The sequence below is a fragment of the Nostoc sp. NMS8 genome (assembly GCF_017115045.1).
In the GTDB taxonomy this organism is placed as follows: Bacteria; Cyanobacteriota; Cyanobacteriia; order Cyanobacteriales; family Nostocaceae; genus Nostoc.
The window spans coordinates 77,913-98,836 of the sequence record NZ_JABXKK010000106.1 but is presented as its reverse complement, the minus strand read 5'-3'; the positions used below and the strand labels follow the sequence as shown (position 1 = coordinate 98,836).

Genomic DNA, 20,924 nt, shown 5'->3' with positions numbered 1-20,924 from the left:
ATGAAGTAATTCAAACTGCATTACGCCTTTTAGCATAAGAGACTCTTTCTCAGCAAGTATGGCTCGAAGAAACTCGCATCAATTGGTTGATATACCATATCAGTTTTCTATCTCTTCAAATGAACATGGTAGGGTTCATGGATTCTTTATTAACGAGATTTTCTACATTGTTTGGCTAGACCCAGATCATCTGCTGTACGCCGCAAAAAATTAAGGAATCATCGCTACCTTAATTACTTTACGCGCTTTCATATCAGAAAACACCTGTTCTAAATCTTTTAATGGCCGCTGTTCGCTAATAAGTAACTCAAAGGGAATTTTACGACTAGCTATAAGTGATAAAGCCGATCGCACATACTCTGGTGTATTATGAAACACGCCTTTGATGGTAAGTTCGCTATAGTGTAGCTGTTCTGTATTGACAGTAATGCTAGTATCTCGTGGACATCCACCGAATAAGTTGACTGTTGCACCAGGACGCGCACAGGCGATCGCACTTTCCCAAACACTTGGTACACCAGTGGCTTCAATTACCACATCTGCGCCCCATCCTTGGGTTAGTTCTTTGACCACATTGGGAATATCCGAGATTTGATGATAATTAAAGGTCTGGGCTGCACCCAATTTCTGACCAATTTCTAATCTGTGGTTATTACCTCCCCACAGCAAAACCTCAGCTTTCTCACTCAACGCCGCCACAAACATCAGCCCGATCGCCCCATCTCCTAAGACGACTACTTTATCTTTAGACTTAATATTAGAACGCGCTACACCATGCAACACACAAGCTAAAGGTTCTGTCATCGCTGCCAATTCATACGGCAACTCATCGGGAATGTGCAACAAATTATGCTCTACTATCGGTGCGGGAATTTTCAGGTATTGGGCAAAAGTACCATTATTCCATGTCAAATTTGGACATAAGGAATATTCTTGGCGTTGACAAAAAAAGCATTTTGTGCATGGGGCGGAATTGTTGGCGACAATGCGATCGCCTACTTGCCAATTTGTCACCCCTGCACCCAAGGCAACAATTCGCCCAGCACCTTCATGACCAAACAGCGTCGGCGGTATGAGCATTTTAGCATGACCACCACGCCGCCAGACTTTCAAATCTGTACCACAAGTTGTTGCTGCCCCTACTTGGATTACAACTTCGCCAGCCGCCGGAGTGGGATCGGGAACTTGCTCTAGGCGTAAATCTTCTTGACCATGAAGTAATGCTGCTAACAAAACTTTAAAACCTATCAATTAGCTCCATCCGATTTTACCAGTTGAAGTTAATTGATAGGTCTAAACTAAATCAGTATTGATTTTCAGCAAGTTTTATATTTTGAAAAGCTAAGTATTCACCGCTGGCTGGGGAACCACTCCGGTGTTCCGGGTATCCACATTAGGTAAGCGAATAGCATTTAATAGCGGTACTTCTTGTCGGCACGACAGGCAAAACCAATATAGTTCACCATGACGGGCATGACGCAGGAGGGAACCACCGCAGCATGGGCAGGTGTTGGCTCTCGTACTCATACCAATATCCTCCTTAAAAAAAATTGTTGTTTTAAGCTCAGTAAAAAAGCAGTTGATTAAAAATGGATGTTAGCTGCATGAATGCGGCCATTCGATTCTATGCGGTCTTTAATAATTTGTCTGTAAACAGCTTCATATCCGTTAACCATTTGGCTAACGCTAAAGTTATTTTCCACATATTTTCGACAGGTTTGACGATTGAGTTCCAAAGCTAGTGGAATCATTGCGGCCATTTCTGCGTAGTTATTGCAGATAAAACCTGTTTTACCGTGGGCAATAACTTCAGGTACAGAACCTAAATTCACCGCAATAACTGGTGTACCAGTTGCCATTGATTCAATCATTACTAAACCAAAAGGTTCTTGCCAGTTAATGGGGAAAAGAGTGACAGCAGCATTGCCCAGAAGTTCAGTTTTTTCGGCGTGGTTAATTTCGCCGAGATATTCAATTTGCTGACCATCTATATGGGGAGCAATCTCTTGCTCAAAAAACTCTGAGTGTATTGCATCAATTTTTCCTGCCAACTTCAAGCGCCAACCACTTTGTTCAGCAATGGCGATCGCATGTTGTGGCCCTTTGTCTGGCGAAAAACGCCCTAAAAATGCCAAATATGGAGGTTCTGACGGTTGGGCTACGAATGGGTAATCTGCTAGCTCAATTCCGTTATAAACTGTGGCAACATAATTGAGATCGATTTGACGCTGCGAGTTACTAATGCTGATATAAGGTTGCTTTTGGTGGTAGCTAAATGCGTGACGGTTGTCAGTTGTAAAATTATTGTGCAGGGTATGGACTGTAGAAGTTGTTGTTATCAAACTCGCTAAAGGTAATGCCGAAATCCCTACATGAGAATGGATAATATCGAATTGGGCAGCACGTTGGTAAACTTGGCTTAGTTCTAGCATTTCGTAGACTGCATACTCTTTTACATTTGAGTCTAAGCGTAATGCACGTGGATAAACTGCTTCTAAATAAGCCAAAGTTTGAGAATCGCCAGAGGCAAATAACGTTACCTCATGACCACGACGAACAAGTTCATCAGTTAAGCGACTCACTACCAGTTCTATTCCTCCATAATTAGGAGGTGGAACCCTTTCCCATAAGGGGGCAACTTGAGCGATTTTCATAAGTTTTTTTGGTTCAGTCTATGAAATTGACCTCAATAATGAGCTACATCATTATTTTATGAGGCGAGATCATTTCTACTTACTCTTTTGACATTTAAATTAACCTAAAAGTCTACCAAAAGCGCAATAAAGGTTAACCGGATCGCAAATTTCCTACCGACAAATCTAATGGACTATCGGCAAAAGTCAATTCTGACCTACACTTCTAACCTATAGCTAATCTATTACTTGTTGCATCTGTCTTGGGGATCATAATAAGGTAGAATATTTTGTAGCGGAACTTACAAAATTGAATATTTTGTAGCAGAAAATACTAAAATATTCAATGGGATCAAATCATTAAAGCTTGGTTTAAAGGTAATTGCTAAAAAGAACAAAAATTATAAATATTAAGTAATTGTACAATAATTACATAATTTGTAATTAGTAATTTACAAAAATTCTGATAATTAACTAATGAAAATCGCTACTTGGAACGTCAACTCAATTCGCACTCGCCTTGAACAGGTTATCGATTGGTTAACCCTGAATCCTGTTGATGTTCTCTGCTTGCAAGAAACTAAAGTTGTAGAAGCTGAATTTCCGCGATCGCCTTTTGAGGAGTTAGGCTATAACCTTTATATATCAGGACAAAAATCTTATAACGGCGTAGCCCTGATTAGCCGCCAGCCATTTGTAGATGTCAGTAGCGGATTTCGGGCGATTTTGCCAGATTTACATCATGAATGGGACGAGCAAAAGCGCGTGATTACAGGTGTAATTGATGGTGTTCGGGTTGTGAACTTATATGTTCCCAATGGTGCAGCGGTGGGAACCGAGAAATATGAATACAAACTACGCTGGTTGACAGCGCTACACGAGTATTTAAGATTGCTGGTGTTGTCAGAATCTGCAATTTGTGTGTGCGGCGACTTCAACATTGCCCTAGAAGACAAAGATATTCACGAGCAAGTAAGTACAGAAAATCACATCATGGCAACAGAAACAGAGCGTCAAGCATTACGGGACATTTTGGCGCTGGGATTTGCCGATGCTTTTCGTAAATTCAACACAGAAGGCGGGAATTATAGTTGGTGGGATTATCGCTCTGCTGCTTTCCGTCGCAACTTAGGTTGGCGGATTGACCATCAATATCTGACACCCGTGCTATATGAACGCGCTAAAAGTTGCATTATTGATGTCGCGCCAAGAAAGTTAACTCAACCTAGCGACCATGTGCCGGTAATTGTGGAATTTTGAATGGGTATTGGGGGGACTATGGCGGTTCTCGTTTGGATGCAATACACAATAGGGCACAGCATTGCTCATTGGTGTCAACTTAAGCTAAAAATGGCTTATCTGTTAGCTTCCTTACCCGCATTGAAATAAATTTCTTTGGCTTTTAAGCTAAAGTCTACTGAAGTAGACTGGAGATTTTGGGCGATATTTAGTCATCTTCAGATGACTTTAGCTATGAGGCAGGAATTTCAATTCCCGGCGGACGAGCGGTTTCACGTTAAGTTGACACCTATGGCAGGATGCCCACCCTACAATATTGGATAATTTATTTCTTGGAGTTTTCTAAGTGTTAATATATATTAATATATACTTAAGTATTACTTTTTTTGCACACCCCTTAATTTTCGTGCCCAATGGAGTTAACTTCAAAAGAATTTAAATCAGACCTGATATTAGAAATCCAAGCCTGCCTGCAATTGGCAGTTCCTTTAGTAATTACTCAAATATTAGAAGCGGGCATTCCTTTATTAGATGGGGTGATGATGGGCTTGCTTAATAGCCAAGCTTTAGCTGCGGGTGCTTTAGGTGCTGTTACCTTTTCGACTTTAGCTTCCATTTGTCGTTCTATTCTTTCAGCGGCGGGTGTGAGTGTTGCAAATGCTTTTGGTGCAGGAAAAATAGACCAAGTTAGCCGTGCTACCGGTCAAGGAATTTGGTTAGCGGTGACGATGTGCTTACCTGTGATGTTTATCATTTGGCACTTTGACTATATTCTGTTGGTGACTGGTCAAGAAGAAAGCAATGTATTATTGGCTCAAACCTATTTGCGGTCTATTGTTTGGGGTTTTCCTGCTGTACTCGGTTTTTGTATTTTAAAAGAAGTTAGCTCTGCCCTCAATCGCCCCCAATTCTTAATAGTAATTACGGTAGCTGGACTATTATTAAATGGGGCTGTCAATTACATCTTAATGTTCGGTAAATTTGGTTTCCCAGCCCTTGGTTTAGCCGCTATTGGTTGGGCAAGCGTACTCATTTTTTGGCTGAATTTTATCGCCGCCGCCAGTTGGATTTGCTTGGATAACTACTTTCAAGATTACCAACTTGATTCCGCTCTGCATCAGTTCGATCGAGATATGTTTTTAGATATCTTCCAAACTGGGTGGTTTTTGGGATTACAGTATGGAGCAGAAATTGGAGTATTCACTGCCACTGCTTTAATGATGGGGTGGTTTGGGACAGGGACGTTAGCAGCCCATGAAATTACTGTCGAAACAGAAAGTTTTGTCGAAACAATATCTATAGGTATTTCTTATGCCGTCACGATGAGAGTAGGACAGTTGAGGGGACAAAATGACCTTAAGGGTGCAAGCAGAGCAGGATTTGTTTGCATTGCCCTTGCTACTCCCTGCGTGAGCATTGTGGCACTAATTTTTTTGCTATTTCCCAACTATATTGTGGCAATGTATTTGGACACCAGTAATTTAGATAATATCGAAATAGTTAAAACGGGAATTTCTTTTCTAGACATAGCAGCAATAGTCCAGATATTTTATTCTATTCAGACTATCGCTGCTGGTGCTTTGATCGGCTTGAAAGATACCCGAATACCAACCTTAATCACTATGTTTGCTTACTGGGGAGTAGGTGTAGGTGGGGGCTATCTAATGGCATTTACTTTCGATTGGGGGCCCATAGGTTTATGGTTGGGTTTAATGCTAGGGCTACTAATGGGTGCGGTGTTTTTGATTGGGCGTTTTTATCTTTTGACTTCTGAGATTAAGTCTGTTGAACAGAGTTAAAAACTTCAACATTTGTACCTTTCCTAACCGAACATTACTCCCTATTTACCAATTGATTAAGTCATGGTTAAATAAGCTTTAAATTATAAAAACTAAATAATTGAAGATATAAAAACTTGTAATTATGCTGACTCCTGAAGAGATAGAAAACTTCATTGACAATGCACCTAAATGTGAAGTTCGCAAGAGTATAATTGACGGTTATGGGCTTTTTGCCAAAGAGTTGATATTAGAAGGAGAGCAGATAATAGACTTTAGCTTTTCAAATTTTTACCAAGAGGTTAGATATGCCGATCAATCCGATGAATTTCTGAGGGAAGGTAAATTTATTGGAATTAGTGAGGAAATTTGTTTAACGGCTGAGGGTTCAACTAAGTTCGCGGCAGTAAATCATTCTCGAAATCCTAATGCTGTGGTTGACCTTGAAAAACGCAAAGTATTTGCTTTGATAGATATTCAACCCAATGAAGAAATAACGATAGACGTGCGTTTGGAGCCAATGTCCGAGCGAGCAAAGCAATTTTCACCGTGGCTTTGAGTGGTATCCGATTTCAACAGGTCGCGCTCAGGGTTCGCCAACTTTGGCCAAGCTGGTTGGGAGGAATAGACACTTCGGGACTGGAACTGAGGACTGGGCGATAAATCAATAGGCTTGGGTTAAGGGCTACTGGCAAAAATTTTAGATTTGTAGAGACGGCGATTTATCGCCGTCTCTACAAATCTTTTTGTCTTATGTGAACTGTATTATTTTGCTTGGGGTCTGAATTACTTACTTATCTTCCCAGTCCCCAATCCCCAGTCCCTAGTTCAACCTTTGTACCTTTGCCATGCAGAATCGACTATTTCAGCAATGATTTCTGTGTATGTCACACTACCTAAACGTCCCATAATTACTAGGTCTGAGCGGATATGGTGTAGCCCTGGCAGTGGGTTAACCTCCATAAACTGCAACACACCGCTAGCATCACAGCGCAGATCCACACGGGCAGCATCTCGGCAACCAAGAGTATGGTAGACATCCAGCGCTAGCTGCCTCGCCTGTGCTGCCAGTGGTTCGGGATCTATGAGCAAACGATAAGATACCCGTTCCAGATACTCATCCTTGTTAAGGGTGGTATAAGCAAAAGCTTCAGCTTGTCCTGTAAAAATTACTTCCATCACACCTACTACTCGTGAGTTGCTGCCGTTGCCAACAATACCCACTGTTACTTCTCTACCGGGAAGAAAGGTTTCTACGAGTAGTGGTTGCTGAAAAAGTTCACGTAACAATTCATAAGTATTTACTAGCTCCTCGCGTTCTTTGACTAGAGAACGCCCAGTTACCCCTTTAGAACTGCCTTCCGCCACAGGCTTGAGGAAAAGTGGCATTGATAACGATACGGCTGCTGCTTCTGCGGTAGTACTCACCACTTCAAAGGGGGCTGTTGGCAAACCGCGATCGCGCGCTACTCTTTTAGCAAGCGCCTTATCTAGGGTTAAAGCGCAGGTAAGTGGATCGGAAAAGGTGTAAGGTTGAGCAAATAACTCGCAGACTGCCGGGACTTGGGCTTCGCGAGAGCGACCCTTTAAACCTTCAGCAATATTGAAAACCAGATCCCAGCGATCGCCTTTAGCCAATCGCCCAGCCAGTTCTCTACCATTGCCCACACGTTCAACCTGATGACCTAACTTAAATAGGGCATTTTCCAACCCGATAATAGTTTCTTCATCGTCGAATTCCATCACCTCAGAGGCACTAAAACCAGCCTTCAGATAATCTACCTTCAGGTCATAACACAGACCAATGAATACCCGCATAGCCCAGCCCTTTGTGTGATTTTAAGTATAGCTAATTCTATAAAAACCTCACTTTGGTCTGAGAGGCTCAAAATAGTGTGTATTTTAATATCTAACTAACATCGAAATGCACAAAAGTGAGACTTGAAACCCTTTAAGGATTCGTTTGAGTGAATTAAATTTAATCCGCCTGATAGCTTTATTCACTTCTACCCACTGCCGTTTTCTTTTAGTTGCTTCTGGATAATCTTCACTCAGCATCTCGACTGGTAATAAATACATCTTGACGCGGTAACTTTTGCCTTGTTTGCGGTACTTATAAGTGCCCAGTTCCTTCGCGTCTACATTCCCAATGACTCCTGCTTCTTCCCATGCCTCTTTGGCTGCTGAAGCAGGCGGACTCATGCCACTAGGAATATCTCCTTTCGGAATTACCCAGTGTTGAAAGTCACGGGTGGTAATTAGCAAGATTTCAATTTTACCATTGTTCACTCTGTAAGGAATCACCCCAGACTGTTTAAACACTTTGCTGACTTTTCGACTCATGTAATTTGTATCCTGTAGGCCTAGCTTTTTTGTACAGTGTTTACTTCAGAAAGTCGAGAGCTGATACCGGGTAAATTTTGGTTAATCTTAGGTTATAAAAAGGTTAAAAATGTTTTTTTACCTATAAGAGTTAATTATTGAAGTTTTTAATTGTTCAACTAGGCGCGCACACCCATAAACCCGCAGAGTATGAAAATAGATTGACAAGACTACAAATATAGAATTAACTGCTGTAAAATGTGTATTTCTAATGGCTGATTGACAAATGTAGCAATTTTCACAACATTAAATACTTTGACTTAATGTCAAAATATATGCATCTACTATACTTATTATGCTAAATTCACAGCTTCTAAGAGGGAACAGGGAACTCTTAACTGGGGAAAGAGGCAATATTAAGAAATAATCTTTTGAGAATAAGCATTATTTCTCATACATAGTCAGCTTTTTGAGATTTTGTCTGACAAACTTTGCATACATTGTGGGGTGGGCATCTTGCCCGCCCTGATACAGCTTACATCTGTAATCCTTCTTTGCTGTTCGCAGTTAAGATTTCCCTACTTCAACGAGTAATTTCACAACTGATTTAGGATTGCTATAGAGGATTACAAACTGTGGACAAGCGGTTGATAATTAGATATGCGATGTTTGACGACAAGCCGCTCTGTATCTAGGCATCCTCTGGAAATGTACTTTTTCAGCAACTTACCCACAATAGAAATACCTTGCTCAATCTCCTCTGGCGACAGGCAGAAAGTCAGACGCATCGCTGGATAACCCTGCTTATCGGGAAAAAATGCCGAACCGCACGCCAGATAGACATTTTGTGCAAAAGCTTCCTTACGAATTGTCCCAATCGGAAAATCATCTGGTAATTGTACCCAGAGAAATAATCCTCCCGTGGGAACTGTCCAGCGGATCTCTTCAGGAAAATAACGCTCCAAAGCTTGCAACATAGTATTACGACTTTGCAAATTATCTGTACGAAGTCGGCTGAGGTGACGGCGGTAATGTCCTGAAGCGAGATATTCGCTAACTATAGTTTGCGAAATACTGGATGTGTGCAAGTCATGAAGCAACTTTCGCTCAATAATTGCTTGATAATGCTTACCTGTAACCACCATATAACCCACTCTTAAACCAGGCATTAAAGTTTTAGAAAAGGTACTTAAATAAGTCACCAAATTATTTTTATCTAAAGCTTTAATCGGTGCTGACACAGCATCAAAATTTATTCCTTCATAAGCATTATCTTCTAAAATAGGACACTCATATTTTTCGGCTAATGTTAGTAATTGTTGACGATGAGCTTGTGTTGTCGTCAATCCAGTTGGGTTGTGAAAAGTACTAATTGTATAAATTAACTTTGGGCGGTGGCTGTGTAGATATTGTTCTAATAAATCTAAATTCATTCCCTCCGCAGTCATGGGAATGCCAATAATCTTAGCCCCTAAATTTTCTAAGATAGAAATTGCACCATAATAAGTAGGAGCTTCGACAATCACCCAATCACCAGGCTGTACATAATAATTTATAGCTAGTGACAACCCTTGCTGAGAGCCATTAGTAATAATTAAATCTTCTGGAAATACCTCTAATCCTTGATGTACTAGCATCTGGGCAATTTGTTTGCACAGAGTTAGTTGTCCTTGAGGCATTTCATGGGGAAAGAAAATATCAGTATCATCTTGTCTCAATGCTCGTCTAGCAATAAGGTTGATATCTTTTGGTGGACGAGGATAACCGTAACCAAAATTAATTATTCCTGGCTCAGTTTGTGCTTGTACCAGTGGAGTATACATATCATAAAAAGAACACTTCCCTGGTTTTGTAATTATGACATTCTGGGCTGGAGAAAATTTAGATTCTAGGTTGGCATTTTTCAGAGAAACGCTGCTGACAAAATATCCTGAACCCTGACGCGCAGAAACAATCCCATCTGCTTCTAAAACGTTATACGCTTCAATAATCGTAAGTTTGTTAACTTGTAAACTCTCTGGCAGAGAGCGGATAGAAGGGAGGCGATCGCCATTTTTGAGTGCGCCAGATTTAATCAGCCGACTGATGCGATCGCGGATCTGCAAATAAATCGGCTTGTGTGACTGTCGGTCTAGCAAAATTTTCATTTTGGCGCACTCGTTAATGACTAAAACATCATCAATAATGGCAATATAAACTATTTTTACCAAGTTTACCTAGTACAGTTAAGAGTTTTTTTACTATACCAGTTGAGATGTCGCTTAACTGTACTAGATTAAATCTGCTAAAACTGTACCTTCTCAGTTCCAAATTCTTACGTGAAAGTAAAAGTAATAGTTCATTATTTATCAGGTGCTTTCACTATGAACAAACTAGACTTTTTGTTAAATCTACGAAAATATTGGCAACATTTTGTTATCTGGATGACTAGCGGTTCTGACCTCCAAGTGTGGCACGAATCAGACTATCGTGGCAATATTTCTTGTTGGCACGCTTACGATCCAATCACAGGACATTCTGTCTGTTTTGGTTCTGAAGAAGAAATGCGAATTTGGATTGACAAATGTTACTACAGATAAAATATTCCGTTAATCAAACAGCATTGCCTTTTAATTTCTCTACAACAGACTGTAGGGGCGCACATCTGTACACCCCTACGAAAAATCTATATTCTATGCAAGTGAAATAAATATTTAGCGTGATTCTATATTAGCAACTCGCTCCTCTAATTTATTGACTTGTTGCTTCAATTCAATCACCAAAGTTGCTAGCCGATCAAAAATTGGCTCTTGCTGTGATAAATTCCCTCTAGAACCAGTTGACTGTCGTGGGGTAAGTGTCGTTCTAGAGGATGATGACTGGCGGGTTTTACCTAGCTGAGACTCTATCTGATTTAACCGCGACTCAACACGATTCAAGTCTGCTTCCAGGTTATTGATGCGGGACTCAACTTGCTGCGATGAGGCAGTTTTGGAAAAAAAACTGCCCCAGATAATTGTTATTAAAATCCCAGCGATTACTAGCACCTTGACTTTTTTCATCTCACTAGCTGACTTGTTAGAACAGTCTATCTAAGCTGGCTTTGTTGGTATACTTGCAGACTAAAAAGCTGCGGAAATATCATCTCTTATCCGGTTGTAAGTTAGAAAATAAACTTTGCCAATCGATAGAATTGACAGTATTTTCTCCTTGTTTAACCTCAAATGTAATGTTAGAGGCTTTTTCTATTTTTAGCGCTTGCACACAAAGTTCTGCCACATCCTCACGACTGATTTTGCCTCTAATATTGTCACCTTGCTCGAATATTAATTCCTTACTTCCTGCATCTTCAGTTAAAGCACAAGGTCTAATAATCGTATAAGGAATTCCGCTTTCTCTTAAACTATCTTCTCCTTTCAACTTCCAAGTTAAAATTCCTCCCAATTGGTCATTTAATTTCACTGCTGGCGGTTCTTCATCTAAATTAATCCCAGGGCGGCCAGGACGAGTTACACCTGCTGAACTGACGAGAATAAATTGTGGTAAACTTGCCCTACCATAAGCCTTAATTGATTCCAACTGCAAAGCAAAACCACCTGGAGAAAATTTGGGATTCAAAGCGCCATCATATTCAAATTTGCTCAACATCAGTTGGAATGAGCAAATTCTACTTTGTTCAATTGGCGGCGCATCTTTGACAACTTTTGCCCGAAAGACGGGAATCAAATCTGTAAAGGGAATGTAAATATCTATCCAGGTATTCGCTACGGTGTCGAAAGAATAGCTATAACCAATACCATCCCATTTTGTATCTGTCCGCAGAAAGATTTTATAACGCTGACCGTCACCTTTAACACGGAGTTTTACACCAGTGTAACCAGATAAGTTAAAGGGCAGATCAAAATTCTTCGTTCTGACAGAAGCAAATCCGCCAGAGTTAGCGGTGGAGACATTACCAGCAAATAAAGCTGTATTATCTAGCAATTGGATATTACTGGCACTCACACCACCCATAACGACATCATCCAACGCTCCCCAGTAATCTTTTAATTCTGCTGATGGTTTGGTGAAATCAAATATCGGTTTTTCATTTGCTTGGGGTAAATATTTTGCCGCAGCTTGGACTAAGTTTTTGACACCTTGATATTCTACATTTTCGGGAGTGTCGCCGACAATTTGCGGCTGGTAAAATTTAACACCTTGATAATATTTGGCTCTATCTGCTGTGTCTCCCCCAACAAGTTGTACGCGTACTGCTGTACAACAAATTACAGCTTGAATATCAGCTAAAACTAAAGGAGTTAAAGTTTCTGGTTGCGTGATATCCGCAACTACTAAATCTATATCATTACCAAGAATTGACCGTGCTTTATCGATATCTCGAACTAGGGCGCGAACTTTATAACCTTGTTGGAGCGATCGCAGCACTACTCGTTTACCGACACCACCAGTTGCACCTGCTACTAATATTACACCCACGTTTCTTCCTCCATTGGGTCTATCTTGATTATCTTTAGGACGACCTTTCCTTAACTGCTGTACCCAGTTAAGGAAAGGAATTACCTCAAAGTAAGTCAGGGTTTCGATAAACCTGCCTAAGTCCCATTGAGAACGATTTTTGTCAGTCATATTTGCGTCCTCATAACTTTATTTAGGGTAACAATTTTGGAGAGTGGGTTGTGAGGGTGCGATCGCACACAAGTAAGTATCATCACAAACCAAATAAATCACGACTGCGGTGAATGTGCGATCGCAGAGACGCTGGAGGTATCGCTACCTGAACAAAACTTGGGTAGTGTTTTCCCAGTCCCTTTTTCAATAAAAATTAAAATAGGTTTATTATCCTTTAAAATCTTTTGCAGATATTGAGGTTAAGATATATGGCTGATATTGTCGATATTGCAGTTACGGCTGAGTCTTTCAAAACACTGGTAGCAGCTGTCCAAGCGGCTGGTTTAGTAGAAACATTAAAAAGTCCTGGGCCGTTCACAGTCTTTGCACCTAATGACGAAGCTTTCGCCAAGTTACCACCGGGAACTATCCAAACTCTGTTACAGAATATTCCCCAGCTAACGCGGATTTTAAAGTATCATGTCGTTCCAGGAAAGCTGCTAAAGGCTGATTTGGCACAACTCGGTACGGTTAATTCTGTAGAAGGTTCACCCATTAAAATTGATTCTTCTGATGGTTTTGAAATTAAAAACGCCACAGTTTTAGCAGCAGATATCGAAGCAGATAATGGTGTGGTACACGTTATCGATACGGTAATTTTACCGGGTTAATTCAGCTAGGGTGGGTGTTTTCCACCCTAGTTATCCAGAAATTTTATAATTAACTAACTATTGATAGTATCAAAAGGCAACTCAATAGTTTAATTTATGTTATATTTGTAATGTGATTACTCACTATTATGTTAATTTAAATTGCGTTGTTTTAAAATAAATTAATAAATTCTTAAAAAGCTAACATCTATCCCAAGAAATTAATGCTCGATTTTAACACCTTAGCTGAGTTCTCTCGTGGCAACTGCATAGGTATTTGTGCATTTCTCGTACCAGCAAACTTACTTATCACAATTTTAACGATGGGTCTGGTAGCGTTACGTCGTCCATCACATCAAGTATGGCAATCTGCTGCAATTGCTAGCTTTTTTGCTTCTGTAATGATCTTTCACGTATATACTTGGTTCATGATTGACGTGGTGATGGCTCCTACTTATATCTTGCTATGGCTAGCAATCACCTGTCTCGTGACTAATTTGGCAGCAATTCTTTTTCAAAGACGCTACAGCAACGACAATGACCCTAGCCTTTCCAACTAAAGTCTATAGGTGATATTTTCAGAAAATCCATTCATACTCAAGGATGGCATATAGCCAAGAGTCTCGCCATTCTTCCTTAATCCAATGGTGTTCTCGCAAATACCCTTCCTGCTGCATTCCGATTTTTTGCATCACTCGTGTAGAGGCAATGTTTTCTGGGTGACAAGTAGCAAAGATGCGATGTAAGTTTAACTCCTGAAAACCAAATGATACAACTGCTTTTACAGCTTCAGTTGCATATCCTTGTCCCCAAAATTGCTTAGTGAAAGAGTATCCAATAGAGCCTATTGTGTTGCCAATATCCTGAACGGATATACGACAGATACCAATTAATTGCTTTTGGGGTTTTAAAGTCACTCCCAAGGCGAAATGCTGACGGGGTTCTTTACTTTGTAATGAAATCTCTCTTTGCAAAAAGTTTTTGGTATCTTCTTCGCTATTCGGGCCAAAGGTTAAATAACGCACAACTTCACGATCGCTAGCGTATTGATGAACCCCTGGCCAATCTGACTCTACAAAGTCTCGTAGTATGAGACGTTGGGTTTCTAGCGGTATCATGTGGGAAATTCTGCACGTAATTGATTGACTACCCGATCAAGTCCCACGGAATGGGCGGCTTTGAATAATAAACGATCGCCTGTTTGCACAAATGTCTTCAACCTAGCCACCAACTCGGCATGAGTGGCAAAACACTCCGATGGAATCCCCTCAGCACTAAGAGCGATCGCTTCAGCATCTTGTCCATCTACCAAAACCAACAAGCCGTCTAAATTCAACTTTCGGACTGTTTCTCCCACTCGCTGGTGCAACTGCTGCGATCGCTCTCCCAATTCTTTCATTGCACCCAATACGGCAATTTTCCGTTTTCCGGGTGTTTCTGCCAATAATTGCAACGCTGCAATCATCGCTTCTGGTGCAGCATTATAAGTTTCATCTAAGATTACTACATCATTGGGTAAGTTAAATCGCTGCGATCGCCCTGTGGGCATATTGACGTTCACACCTGCTTTAAGGGTTTCCCAATCAATCCCCAACACCTTTGCCACTGCTAAAGCTGCCAAGAAATTAGTCGCATTGTGACGCCCAGGTAGAGGCAGAGGTAGTTGGATTCCTGCGACTTCCACAATCTCGTTATCAATTAATTGCCCTTGGATATCTCCACCAGAAAAGCCATAAGTTAAAACTTTCCCGTGCCAAACTTTCGCCGCCGTGGCCATTAATAGGGGATTGTCGTGATTGAGAATTGCCACACTATCAGCAGACATTTCGGCTAATAACTCACATTTTGCCTCAGCGATCGCTTCTTCGGAACCCAGTAACTCAATATGTGCCGTCCCCACATTGGTAATCACTCCAATTGTTGGACGCGCTATTTGCGTCAGTTCGGCAATTTGTCCCCTACCCCGCATCGCCATCTCAATTACGGCGTAATCATTTTCGGCACCAAGTTCTAGGAGAGTTTTCGGGACACCAATTTCGTTGTTGTAATTTCCATAAGTTTTGTGAACTCGTCCCTTGGTTGCTAAGACTGCGGCGATCAATTCTTTGGTTGTAGTTTTACCCACAGAACCCGTTACACCAATTACAGGAATGTTAAAGCGATCGCGCCACCATCGGCCAAGTTTTTGATATGCCTTGAGGGTGTCCTTTACCTGTAATACAGGAAATCCGGGATTTTCGTATTCAAAATCTACAATTGCAGCTATTGCACCCTTTGCGATCGCAGTTGGCACAAATTCATGTCCATCAAACTTATCGCCTCGGAAAGCAACAAATACTTCACCCGGCTTCAGGGTACGGCTATCTGTTTTGATACCACTACTTACTTGTGTTAAAGCAGTTTCAGATAAGTTTACAGAATGGCCCAAAATAACTTCAACCAGTTGGGTTAGGGTGGCACAACGCATTTAAAGTTCAAAATCATAAAATCGAATTATGACATAATATTGTTTACTTGTAATTACAAATTTAACCATTGAAGTGCTGACTATAAACTTGTTTAGAGACTTCCCACAAATAAATTACCCAATCTTGTGAGGTGGGCATTTTGACCGCCCATATAGAAAGGCGGCCAAAATGCCTACCCCACAATAAATAGTTGAGTATTTTTATTTGGAAGTCTCTTATAGAAGGCTTCTAAACCTGCGACACAAGCTTTATCCTTAAAAAGGCGATCGCGATTTGGCTCATTTTTTCGGCAAGAATACCTCGCCAAGCCTGTTCTAGTCCGTATTCCACTTCATTTTCAGCAATGATAAAGAGTGCTGAATCTGGTAAATCTTGTTTAATCAACAGTCGAAAATTTATTAACCCAGTTATCTAATTCATAACATCCTAGATTTTTAACTGGTACTTTTGCCAAAGCTTCCCGATCTTCATATTCCAAAATAAGTCTGGCATTAATTCGAGGTAACAAAGCTTGCCACTCAATATCAGAAAGGTTTTCTACCAGAGAAATTTCTAATCCCTGATTAATATCTAAATCTTCCTCTAGCAGCAAATTCATCGCAATACTAGATAAAAATATTTCTGCATCTTCAGAAGCAGTATTACTCGTGTTGATAATTAAAGTAATGTTCTCATTATTCACATGATTTACTAATGTTTTAATCACTTGTTCTAAAGCTAAACCAAGAGATTCTTCTGGCTGTAACCAATCAGGGAAGATAATTAGGTTAATATCTCCTAGTTGTAAATTCTGACTCAGAGTATCTGCAAGATACTTACTTAATAATTCTTGAAATAAGCTACCTATTTTAGCTGAGTAAGAACGACTATCAAGAAAACTAGGATTCCCCTGCACTTTTTCCTTAATTTGGTCACTCTTTTCTTGACGTAATTTAGGATTATTACCAAGTGCGATCGCTAATTGTATATAAGACTCTTCACTATCCGCAACTAAATCAGGGACATCCAGTACTTGCACCATTGCGGCTCCCATCGCAGAGCGAAAGCTACTTCCCCGCCTAGCAATTACTGGCAGATTAACTTGTAGTGGCTCTATTAAAGAAGTTGTTCCCGCAAATGGATAAGAATCTAGATATACATCGGCAATTTGGAAGTATTCTTTAACTTCTTCTCGGTTTGGGACTGGCTGAGGATCTAAAAGTATTAATTTTTCGGCTGGTATTCCATGCTTTGAAAACACTTTAGTTAAGTGATTTATAAAAGCTTTCTTAGGGTAATTGTTTGACCAATTCGGGCCAAATGGCAGAAGCACTAAAACGGAGTTAGGAACTCCAGAAATTATTTTTGCCCATGTATTAATTAGTTCAGGGATGATTTTGAAAAAGTTAGCACCAGAGACAAAAATAACTGTTTCTTCCGAGATACCTAAACTTTCTCGATCAACTTTGACATTTACATTTTCTTGTTCATTCCCATAACTAAAGCAATGAGCAGTTCCTTCTAGCTTCACCAACTTTTCTCTATATTGCTCTTCTGCCGTCGCTGATGGATCGGTTAGCGTGCCAGAAATATAATAATCTATATGCCGCATTCCTGTTGTCACCACAGAACCGCCACTTGTGACTTGTATTCTAGCTAACCGATGCATTGATAAGAAGCAGATTTGATTAGTTACTGCCGTCACATTGGTAGCAATGAATAATATATCGAGATCATCAGCACGAATAATATTTACCTGTTCTGTTAAATCTTGTGGTAGCAGCTTAAAGGAGTTTGCACAGCTTTGGCAATATTGCTCTAGTTGATGACCAGTTTGATTAAGAGAGTACAAAATTACTTCAAAATCTCTACTTATATACTCATAAACAGGAAGGTAAGCAAATGTTTCAGAACCAGGTAAAAAATGTGCAGCCAGGACACCCAAGCGAATTTTTTTTCTGCCTATAGGTCTATCAGCAAACTCGTAATCTACCTCATAACCCTTACGCTTCAGTAAAAATTCTATAATTTCTCCACGCTTAATATAGATATTTTTAAGATTATGCTCATTAAAATATAGGGGAATAAAATTAGCAATTGACGCAAAGTTATTAACTATTTCATCCCACAAACGAGAATCTGAATTTTGTAATATAGATGTGTGTAAGTAATCAATCCACCCCCGCATATAGAAATAGTAATTATCTGCATCACCCAGTTCTTCAAAGTGAACGGGTGCAGAAAATAGGAATTCTAAATAGTCATTAATTAACCAACTAGGTAGGCGAGAGAGGTCATACTGTAATGGTAACTGGTCAGCACGACAATACAGCATAGCTGCTAGTAAATTCTGAATTGCTTTTGGCTGATCAAAACCTTGAGATAGCTTTAAAAGTATATTATTAGCAAAAATCTGTTCTTCATCAGTCAGACTTTCATATTTGATGCTACTATTTACTAACATCTTATGTGTTGTACCCAGCAGACCTAGATACATATCTGTTATCTGCTCATCTGAAATATTCAGGCATTCTTCTGCTATTTGTTTTCGCAAATTATGTAATTCTACATTTTTTTCACTCAAAACTGCATATCGATAAAGAGCTTGTTGTCTAATAGCTTCAGGATATTGTGTATTACTGTAAATTGTCTGAAACAGTTTTTGATAATCTAATAAAATAGCATCCTTTAAAGCAGCATTTCGACGAGTTTGTTGTTGTGTGTGTATCCTAAAATGAGATAAGACTTGATCAACAAAACCAACTTTGTATTGACTCATAATTCTGAGCCACATTTCCAAATCTACAAGTTGACAAAACTCAGGATTAAATAATCCTACTTTTTCAAAAACGTCTTTTCTAATTAGTACTGTGCTTGGCTCCCCAATTTTATTAATTGGAGAACCAAGTATATTGGGATCTAGTAAAAGTTGCTGTCCTGATTGAATTGGCTTTAATGTTGACCAAGCTTTGTATACATCTTTAGCTTCGTGATGCATTAAAAAGTTTGAATCATATACGGTATTACCAGTATTAGTAAAGAGTGTTCGCGGCGAGAAAACCAAACCTATCTCTTCATCTTGTTCCGCCAAATTAACCATTTCTTCAATAGCATTTGGCTCTAATAAATCATCTTGAAATAAAAACTTTATATATTTACCTTTAGCTTGAGAAATACAATAATTCCAATTCTGAGCTAGTCCATATTGATTATGTTCAATAATTGAAAAATCAAAGTATAATTTTTGGTTAAATGATTTAGCAATCTTAACTGTTGTATCAACAGAATTATCATCAGATAAAATGATTTCTATATTTGGATAGGTTTGGTGTAACACGCTATTAATAGCTTCTGCAATAAATCTTTCACCATTGTAAGTAGGAATACAAATACTAACTAATGGCTGTCTTTCTAAGAAATTAGTTTTCTTGTAATCAGTTGTTTGCTGTGATCTATTTAATTCTTTTTGATTTGCTAATTGAGCTTCACATATAAGCAGTGAATCTGCTCTAGTTTCACGATTCCTTAGTTCAGGTATATCACTCAATCCCCATGCAACATCCTTGATATTTGTATAACCTGTTTCAAGAAGTCTACGATTTAATTCTTCTCTATCGTAAAGCCACTGATGATCCCACCAACGAAAAGAAATATTTAGCATTTCAGCACGAGTTTTAATAAACTTGAATTCTGGCCAATTCAGCCATTCTTGATTTTGCCACTCTTCAGAATTGTATTTCTGCACGACATACTCTAAAGAAGGCATAGCTATACGTAAGATTCCCCCTGGCTGTAAAACTCGGTAACACTCACGGAGAAAAAACATAGCTTCTTCAACTTTCAAATGCTCTAAAAAATGCTCATTATATATAAATGCACAGGAATCATCATCAAAAGGAAGTTTCTGTACAGCGTTACAAACTAAATCAACAGCTTTTTTATCTTTATCTATATCTATATTTATCCAATTATCAAATTTAATATGTCCGCACCCGATATTCAATTTATAAGGTTTATCAAAACTAGATAAAATTAAATGTTTAGCACTAAAATTTTCCCAGAAAATAGGAGGAATTTTTTCTAACCCAGATGAATAAATTGCTTGTTCATCCTCTCCATTTAAAATTATTCTTCCTGTAATAAGAGGTATGAGATTTCGCCAGTTAATATCACTTAGATTCCCGGTAAAAGAAATTTGTATTTCCTCGCTTACTTCTATTTCTTCCTCCATATAAAGATTCATAACAATAGTAGATATATACAAGCTTGCATTTTCTTCACTGATACTACTAGTACATATCAGTAAAGTTATTTCATGCTTATTAATATGACTGTTTAATCCTTTAATAAGATTAGCTAAATTTTTACATAAGAATTCATCTGACTGATTCCAATCTGGAAAAATAATTAAGTTTATGTTTCTTAATTGTAAATATCCTTTCAAATCAATGGATGAAGAATTAATTAAGTCTTCATCTTTTAAGACACTAACTAGTTGTTGAGAGTAAAAATTTATTGATGTATTTATAATTGCTTGATATTGAGAATTAAAATCATATTTTATAGTGTCAAGCATTCTAATAGTTTCTTTTATTTGCCATTCTCGGGTTTTACCAGACCATACTCCTTTTGCATGAACCCTATATGCTGACATGACTTCATCAATATATCCAATTTTTCCATGCTGTGCATTTAAAATATGAAAAGTCCAATCTCCCATACTTTGTTCATAAAACCAATCCGGAAATTCTTGTACTAAACCAGCACGATACATGACTGAAGGAGTAGAAATAAAATTGCTTATTAACAAATTTTCTATAGTAGATGTTTTTGGCTGATTGTGTAGAAAAATGCCAGGTGAGTAACTGTTATCTTGCCAGAATACTAATACATTGTGAAAACATATAGCAAAATCTAAGTTTTTATCTAAAAAATCTACTTGTTTTTTTAGTTTTTCGCTAGAAGTCCAGTAATCATCACCTTCTAACATTGCGATATACTGACCTTGGCAAGCTTGCAATGTATTGATAAAGTTTTTGTGCATACCAAGATTTTTATCAGGCAATAATAACCGAATTATTTCGGGATAACTCTTTTGGTAATTAATAATAATTTCACGTGTATTATCTGTAGAGCAATCTTCTCCTATAACAACTTCATATTCAAAATTAACTTGCTGCATTAAAATACTTTCGATTGCTTGGGCAATATAATTTTCATGATTATAGGTAATCATTAAAACACTGACTTTCATGCTTTTACCTC

Annotated in this window: 18 protein-coding genes; 6 read left to right on the top strand and 12 right to left on the bottom strand. The window is 39.0% G+C overall.

Annotation, left to right across the window (positions count from 1 at the left end; all coding sequences use genetic code 11):
* Positions 1 to 210: 210 nt before the first annotated feature.
* From HWQ39_RS28400 to HWQ39_RS28390, 3 genes are all read right to left on the bottom strand, one after another.
* The gene (locus tag HWQ39_RS28400; protein ID WP_292852980.1) at positions 211 to 1,233 is read right to left on the bottom strand and encodes an alcohol dehydrogenase catalytic domain-containing protein; all 1,023 of its coding nucleotides are present in this window, start codon (positions 1,231 to 1,233) and stop codon (positions 211 to 213) included.
* A 108-nt stretch (positions 1,234 to 1,341) separates the two neighbouring features.
* On the bottom strand, positions 1,342 to 1,527 hold the full coding sequence (locus tag HWQ39_RS28395; RefSeq protein ID WP_179063627.1) for a hypothetical protein: 186 nt from the start codon (positions 1,525 to 1,527) through the stop codon (positions 1,342 to 1,344).
* A 56-nt stretch (positions 1,528 to 1,583) separates the two neighbouring features.
* The gene (locus tag HWQ39_RS28390; RefSeq protein WP_292852863.1) at positions 1,584 to 2,654 is read right to left on the bottom strand and encodes a glycosyltransferase family 4 protein; all 1,071 of its coding nucleotides are present in this window, start codon (positions 2,652 to 2,654) and stop codon (positions 1,584 to 1,586) included.
* Between the two features lie 456 nt (positions 2,655 to 3,110).
* On the opposite strand from HWQ39_RS28390, the gene xth reads away from it, so the two are divergent.
* The 3 genes from xth (at position 3,111) to HWQ39_RS28375 (ending at position 6,209) form a co-directional block, all read left to right on the top strand.
* Positions 3,111 to 3,893, top strand: a complete 783-nt coding sequence (gene xth / locus HWQ39_RS28385) for an exodeoxyribonuclease III (protein WP_292852860.1) — start codon at positions 3,111 to 3,113, stop codon at positions 3,891 to 3,893.
* 392 nt (positions 3,894 to 4,285) lie between these two features.
* Positions 4,286 to 5,671: an MATE family efflux transporter gene (locus tag HWQ39_RS28380; RefSeq protein ID WP_292852857.1), complete on the top strand. Its 1,386-nt coding sequence runs from the start codon at positions 4,286 to 4,288 to the stop codon at positions 5,669 to 5,671.
* 124 nt (positions 5,672 to 5,795) lie between these two features.
* Complete coding sequence (locus HWQ39_RS28375; protein ID WP_292852854.1) at positions 5,796 to 6,209, top strand: SET domain-containing protein-lysine N-methyltransferase; 414 nt, start codon at positions 5,796 to 5,798, stop codon at positions 6,207 to 6,209.
* A 269-nt stretch (positions 6,210 to 6,478) separates the two neighbouring features.
* Here HWQ39_RS28375 and HWQ39_RS28370 read toward each other — a convergent pair whose 3' ends face one another.
* The 3 genes from HWQ39_RS28370 to HWQ39_RS28360 all read right to left on the bottom strand — a co-directional run bounded on the left by HWQ39_RS28370 (position 6,479) and on the right by HWQ39_RS28360 (position 10,119).
* Positions 6,479 to 7,468, bottom strand: coding sequence for a D-alanine--D-alanine ligase (locus tag HWQ39_RS28370; protein ID WP_292852852.1), 990 nt, complete (start codon positions 7,466 to 7,468; stop codon positions 6,479 to 6,481).
* Positions 7,469 to 7,552: 84 nt separating this feature from the next.
* The gene (locus HWQ39_RS28365) at positions 7,553 to 7,993 is read right to left on the bottom strand and encodes an NUDIX hydrolase (RefSeq protein ID WP_292852849.1); all 441 of its coding nucleotides are present in this window, start codon (positions 7,991 to 7,993) and stop codon (positions 7,553 to 7,555) included.
* A 605-nt stretch (positions 7,994 to 8,598) separates the two neighbouring features.
* Entirely contained in the window at positions 8,599 to 10,119 is a 1,521-nt protein-coding gene (locus HWQ39_RS28360) for a PLP-dependent aminotransferase family protein (protein ID WP_292852845.1), read from the bottom strand.
* A gap of 216 nt (positions 10,120 to 10,335) precedes the next feature.
* On the opposite strand from HWQ39_RS28360, the gene HWQ39_RS28355 reads away from it, so the two are divergent.
* Positions 10,336 to 10,551, top strand: coding sequence for a hypothetical protein (locus HWQ39_RS28355; RefSeq protein WP_292852842.1), 216 nt, complete (start codon positions 10,336 to 10,338; stop codon positions 10,549 to 10,551).
* A 114-nt stretch (positions 10,552 to 10,665) separates the two neighbouring features.
* On the opposite strand, the gene HWQ39_RS28350 is transcribed toward HWQ39_RS28355, so the two are convergent.
* Together HWQ39_RS28350 and HWQ39_RS28345 are read right to left on the bottom strand one after the other, a co-directional pair.
* The gene (locus tag HWQ39_RS28350) at positions 10,666 to 11,013 is read right to left on the bottom strand and encodes a hypothetical protein (RefSeq protein ID WP_292852839.1); all 348 of its coding nucleotides are present in this window, start codon (positions 11,011 to 11,013) and stop codon (positions 10,666 to 10,668) included.
* A 79-nt stretch (positions 11,014 to 11,092) separates the two neighbouring features.
* Positions 11,093 to 12,580, bottom strand: a complete 1,488-nt coding sequence (locus HWQ39_RS28345; protein ID WP_292852836.1) for a CIA30 family protein — start codon at positions 12,578 to 12,580, stop codon at positions 11,093 to 11,095.
* A 251-nt stretch (positions 12,581 to 12,831) separates the two neighbouring features.
* On the opposite strand from HWQ39_RS28345, the gene HWQ39_RS28340 reads away from it, so the two are divergent.
* Positions 12,832 to 13,233 carry a fasciclin domain-containing protein gene (locus HWQ39_RS28340; protein WP_292852833.1) on the top strand — a complete coding sequence of 134 codons (402 nt, stop codon included), beginning with the start codon at positions 12,832 to 12,834 and terminating at the stop codon, positions 13,231 to 13,233.
* A gap of 203 nt (positions 13,234 to 13,436) precedes the next feature.
* Positions 13,437 to 13,772 carry a hypothetical protein gene (locus HWQ39_RS28335; RefSeq protein WP_292852830.1) on the top strand — a complete coding sequence of 112 codons (336 nt, stop codon included), beginning with the start codon at positions 13,437 to 13,439 and terminating at the stop codon, positions 13,770 to 13,772.
* Positions 13,773 to 13,790: 18 nt separating this feature from the next.
* On the opposite strand, the gene HWQ39_RS28330 is transcribed toward HWQ39_RS28335, so the two are convergent.
* The 4 genes from HWQ39_RS28330 to HWQ39_RS28315 all read right to left on the bottom strand — a co-directional run bounded on the left by HWQ39_RS28330 (position 13,791) and on the right by HWQ39_RS28315 (position 20,913).
* Positions 13,791 to 14,330 carry a GNAT family N-acetyltransferase gene (locus HWQ39_RS28330; protein WP_292852828.1) on the bottom strand — a complete coding sequence of 180 codons (540 nt, stop codon included), beginning with the start codon at positions 14,328 to 14,330 and terminating at the stop codon, positions 13,791 to 13,793.
* Positions 14,327 to 15,679, bottom strand: a complete 1,353-nt coding sequence (gene murF, locus HWQ39_RS28325) for a UDP-N-acetylmuramoyl-tripeptide--D-alanyl-D-alanine ligase (RefSeq protein ID WP_292852825.1) — start codon at positions 15,677 to 15,679, stop codon at positions 14,327 to 14,329. Before murF ends, HWQ39_RS28330 begins: the two co-directional genes overlap by 4 nt.
* A gap of 229 nt (positions 15,680 to 15,908) precedes the next feature.
* Complete coding sequence (locus tag HWQ39_RS28320) at positions 15,909 to 16,064, bottom strand: hypothetical protein (protein WP_292852822.1); 156 nt, start codon at positions 16,062 to 16,064, stop codon at positions 15,909 to 15,911.
* On the bottom strand, positions 16,057 to 20,913 hold the full coding sequence (locus HWQ39_RS28315; RefSeq protein ID WP_292852820.1) for a glycosyltransferase: 4,857 nt from the start codon (positions 20,911 to 20,913) through the stop codon (positions 16,057 to 16,059). Before HWQ39_RS28315 ends, HWQ39_RS28320 begins: the two co-directional genes overlap by 8 nt.
* Positions 20,914 to 20,924 lie beyond the last annotated feature (11 nt).

Excerpts from the sequence above, each read along its gene's own strand:
- HWQ39_RS28395 (WP_179063627.1), bottom strand. The coding sequence starts at position 1,527 with ATGAGTACGAGAGCCAACACCTGCCCATGCTGCGGTGGTTCCCTCCTG.
- HWQ39_RS28390 (WP_292852863.1), bottom strand. The coding sequence starts at position 2,654 with ATGAAAATCGCTCAAGTTGCCCCCTTATGGGAAAGGGTTCCACCTCCT.
- xth (WP_292852860.1), top strand. The coding sequence starts at position 3,111 with ATGAAAATCGCTACTTGGAACGTCAACTCAATTCGCACTCGCCTTGAA.
- HWQ39_RS28380 (WP_292852857.1), top strand. The coding sequence starts at position 4,286 with ATGGAGTTAACTTCAAAAGAATTTAAATCAGACCTGATATTAGAAATC.
- HWQ39_RS28375 (WP_292852854.1), top strand. The coding sequence starts at position 5,796 with ATGCTGACTCCTGAAGAGATAGAAAACTTCATTGACAATGCACCTAAA.
- HWQ39_RS28370 (WP_292852852.1), bottom strand. The coding sequence starts at position 7,468 with ATGCGGGTATTCATTGGTCTGTGTTATGACCTGAAGGTAGATTATCTG.
- HWQ39_RS28365 (WP_292852849.1), bottom strand. The coding sequence starts at position 7,993 with ATGAGTCGAAAAGTCAGCAAAGTGTTTAAACAGTCTGGGGTGATTCCT.
- HWQ39_RS28360 (WP_292852845.1), bottom strand. The coding sequence starts at position 10,119 with ATGAAAATTTTGCTAGACCGACAGTCACACAAGCCGATTTATTTGCAG.
- HWQ39_RS28355 (WP_292852842.1), top strand. The coding sequence starts at position 10,336 with ATGAACAAACTAGACTTTTTGTTAAATCTACGAAAATATTGGCAACAT.
- HWQ39_RS28350 (WP_292852839.1), bottom strand. The coding sequence starts at position 11,013 with ATGAAAAAAGTCAAGGTGCTAGTAATCGCTGGGATTTTAATAACAATT.
- HWQ39_RS28345 (WP_292852836.1), bottom strand. The coding sequence starts at position 12,580 with ATGACTGACAAAAATCGTTCTCAATGGGACTTAGGCAGGTTTATCGAA.
- HWQ39_RS28340 (WP_292852833.1), top strand. The coding sequence starts at position 12,832 with ATGGCTGATATTGTCGATATTGCAGTTACGGCTGAGTCTTTCAAAACA.
- HWQ39_RS28335 (WP_292852830.1), top strand. The coding sequence starts at position 13,437 with ATGCTCGATTTTAACACCTTAGCTGAGTTCTCTCGTGGCAACTGCATA.
- HWQ39_RS28330 (WP_292852828.1), bottom strand. The coding sequence starts at position 14,330 with ATGATACCGCTAGAAACCCAACGTCTCATACTACGAGACTTTGTAGAG.
- murF (WP_292852825.1), bottom strand. The coding sequence starts at position 15,679 with ATGCGTTGTGCCACCCTAACCCAACTGGTTGAAGTTATTTTGGGCCAT.
- HWQ39_RS28315 (WP_292852820.1), bottom strand. The coding sequence starts at position 20,913 with ATGAAAGTCAGTGTTTTAATGATTACCTATAATCATGAAAATTATATT.